This is a genomic window from Pseudoalteromonas sp. PS5, from assembly GCF_004103255.1.
Taxonomy (GTDB): domain Bacteria; phylum Pseudomonadota; class Gammaproteobacteria; order Enterobacterales; family Alteromonadaceae; genus Pseudoalteromonas; species Pseudoalteromonas peptidolytica.
The window spans coordinates 1-3,078 of sequence record NZ_RCSQ01000243.1; the positions used below are offsets into that span (position 1 = coordinate 1).

3 protein-coding genes are annotated in these 3,078 nt (G+C 41.4%); 2 read left to right on the forward strand and 1 reads right to left on the reverse strand.

Going from position 1 to position 3,078, the window contains the following annotated elements; genetic code table 11:
- Window positions 1-153: 153 nt before the first annotated feature.
- Complete coding sequence (locus D9603_RS21320) at window positions 154-933, forward strand: transporter substrate-binding domain-containing protein (protein WP_125251791.1); 780 nt, start codon at window positions 154-156, stop codon at window positions 931-933.
- 41 nt (window positions 934-974) lie between these two features.
- Here the strand turns inward: D9603_RS21320 and D9603_RS21325 are convergent, their stop codons facing one another.
- Window positions 975-1,910 (reverse strand): DMT family transporter, encoded by a 936-nt coding sequence (locus D9603_RS21325; protein WP_128732836.1) that lies wholly within the window; start codon window positions 1,908-1,910, stop codon window positions 975-977.
- Between the two features lie 93 nt (window positions 1,911-2,003).
- On the opposite strand from D9603_RS21325, the gene D9603_RS21330 reads away from it, so the two are divergent.
- Window positions 2,004-2,897: a LysR family transcriptional regulator gene (locus D9603_RS21330; protein WP_128732837.1), complete on the forward strand. Its 894-nt coding sequence runs from the start codon at window positions 2,004-2,006 to the stop codon at window positions 2,895-2,897.
- Window positions 2,898-3,078 lie beyond the last annotated feature (181 nt).

Genomic DNA, 3,078 nt, shown 5'->3' on the forward strand with positions numbered 1-3,078 from the left:
ACGCGGTAGCGGAGTTATCGACAAGATTTTCCCGCCTCAAAATAGACCACTTAATTAAGAAAATTGGTATTAAAGCTGGCAATTAGCTTATGGAAGAAGGTGTTCTAAAAAGCAACTATAGTTAAAAGAGACGTTTTTTATAGTGAAGAAACAATGATTCAACTTTTGAGTTTAATTTTATTGGCTTGTTCATTGTTCGCTTCGGCTCAACCTAAGCGTGTAGTAACGGTTGCCACCGGAGAATACCCTCCATATACGGGCAAGCAACTTGCAAACGATGGTTTTGTTAACCATATCATCCGTCTAGCATTAGAAAGCCAAGGCTACCAAGTACACTTTGAGTATTTGCCTTGGAAGCGTAGCTTTCAATCAACTAACTTGGGGCAATTTGATATGGCGTCTTACTGGGTGTGTGAGCCTGAATATGCTGATTCGTTTTATTGTAGCGATGAGATTTATAAAGGCAATTTGCTCGCCTATTTTAGAAAGACAACTCCTTTGCCAAAATGGGAAAACATATATGATCTGAAAAAGTTTCGGATTGGTGCAACATTGGGGTATGAATATGTGCCAGAGTTTCATAAAGCGGTAGAGCAAGGTGAGTTGGATGTGTTGATGGTGACGGATGATAAACACAGCTTAAACATGCTATTCAACGACCGCGTTGACTTGGTGCTGCTAAGTGATGTCGCGATGCAGGCGCTGCTCATTAAAGCCTTTACACCAGAGCATGCCACGTTAATTCATGCGAGCGACAAACCATTCTTGGCCTACACCGCCCACGTTTTATTTCCTAAATCTCGAGAGGGTAGCCTAGTGTTGAAAAACGATTTTAACAAAGGCTTAAGCCAGCTAAAGCGCTCTAGAGAGTGGGATCGCCAATGGCAGCGACTGCTCAATGCAGAATTTCACCCTGATGCTGCTATCAATTGAAGTAATACCCCCAACTAATATAAATGAGCCATTATCCAATTTTAACTCTTAATTTTTGAGGCTGTGACAGCTGCATATTTGGTATTAATAAAGCGCAGTAGGGTAGGCATCATTAATCCAGTTAATACAACACACATCCCCATTAACTGAATTGCGCTGACTGCTTGTCCCATCAACGCAGAAACCAAAGCAGCAAATACCGGCACCAAGTTGAAGTATAACGAGGCTTTTGCGGAGCCAAACGCTTTCACTCCACTGTTCCAGCACAGGTATCCAACCACGGTGCCAAAGACGCCGATGTAAATTAAACTCGCCAATGAGAAGTTAGGCAAAGTGATAAACGATTCCCAAGGTGTTACTTCTACCCTAAACAAGCTAATTATTAACAAGGTCGTCAGTCCCATAGCCATCGTTATTAATGAAAATTCAAGGGGGGCTAACCAATGTGATACCTTGGATGCACAGACCGTGTAGCATGACCAAGCCAACATACCGATGAGAATAGTCACATCGCCTCTATTGATTGTTAAATTGATAAGGCTGTTTAAATCACCCTTGGTAATGACCAATAAAACCCCTGATAAGGCGATGCCAAGTTGGCACAGCTGTAGTTTCCGCAAGGAGGTTTGATCAACGATGGCTGCCAGAAGTGCAGTAACAATGGGGCTTAAAGCCATGATTAACGCGCCATTTGTGGCTGATGTGTGCTCCAGTCCAGAGAACAGAGCAAAGTTTAACCCTCCAATGCCAATAGAGCCGATGACCGCTAACGCAAGATACTGAGTTAGTGATAATGAAACTATGCGCTTTTTGGTTATATACATAAAAACTAAAAGGCTAGAAACAGCAATCGCAAAGCGCCAAATGGACAGCGATAAGCCTGACATATCTTGGAGTACAACTTTTGCTAAGGGGAATACGCTGCCCCAAGAGAATGCACATACAAGCATCATTACGATAATGGCATTTTTTTTCATATAAATGGGTAACTAATTGAATGAAATTAAGATAAGTTTATATATTCCAATATCAACAAGATATAAGCGTTTTTGATATATTAGATTCCAAATATGAAAATTAACTATTCTTTAGATGATATGCGACTATTTTGGGTCGTTGCGAAGCAAGGTAGCTTTAGTAAAGCTGCGCTTGAATTGAGTATGCCTATTTCTACATTAAGCAGACGTATCAAAAACTTAGAGCAATCATTACAATTGCGATTACTGAATCGTGATGCGCATAGAGTGACATTAACAGGAAGCGGTGTGCAATATTTTCAGCGCTGTGGCGGATTATTAGAAGCATTGCAAAGTGCAGGTGATGCGCTATTTGATGAAAAAGGAGAGGCGAGTGGGACGATTAACGTGTCAGCACCGAATAATTTTACTCAATATAAGTTAGCGCATATCTTTAATGCGTTCTTGCGCGAATACCCAAAAATATCTATTAACCTTTCACTGTCTAATAAAAATATTGATCTTGAAAAAGAGCATATTGACCTCGCTTTCAGAGCCTGTGACGAGGTTCCGCTTGATTGGATAAGCAGGCCGTTGAAGCAAGTAAAGTCAATAGTGTGTAGTAGTCCAGCTTTAATTGAAGCAAATACAATTAACCACCCTAAAGAACTACAAAAGCTGCCTGTTATTTTAAGTAACCCTGTCAGGGTTTGGGAGCTGATTGAGACCACCACCGGTGAAAAATTTAGCTATACGCCTTTGCCTCCCGCTAGACTAGAAGCGGATGATTTACATGTTGTTTCTCGAGCTGTGATTGAAGGGCTTGGTGTGGGTTTTATCCCTTATTTTATGGCTAGTGAGTGGATAGAAAGTGGCAAGTTAGTTCGTTTGCTACCAAGGTGGTCTGGGCAACCGAGAACGGTTCACTTGTTATATCGAGATAGAGACAACATGCCACATCGGTTACGCTTATTTATTGATTATTTGATCAGAGCTTCGGATAATTAATGCCTTGCTAGCAGCCAGATTTAGCACCAACTGCGTTGAATTCACTTCCAATAGGCAGTTATTGGTACGTAAATTCGCCTTGCCTACAAGGTGTAGGTACCTTAGCAAAAGCAGGACGCGAAAGCGGTGTTATCTCCAAAGCAGTCTGGCTAGCGAAGGGGGTAATACCAATTGACTTAAT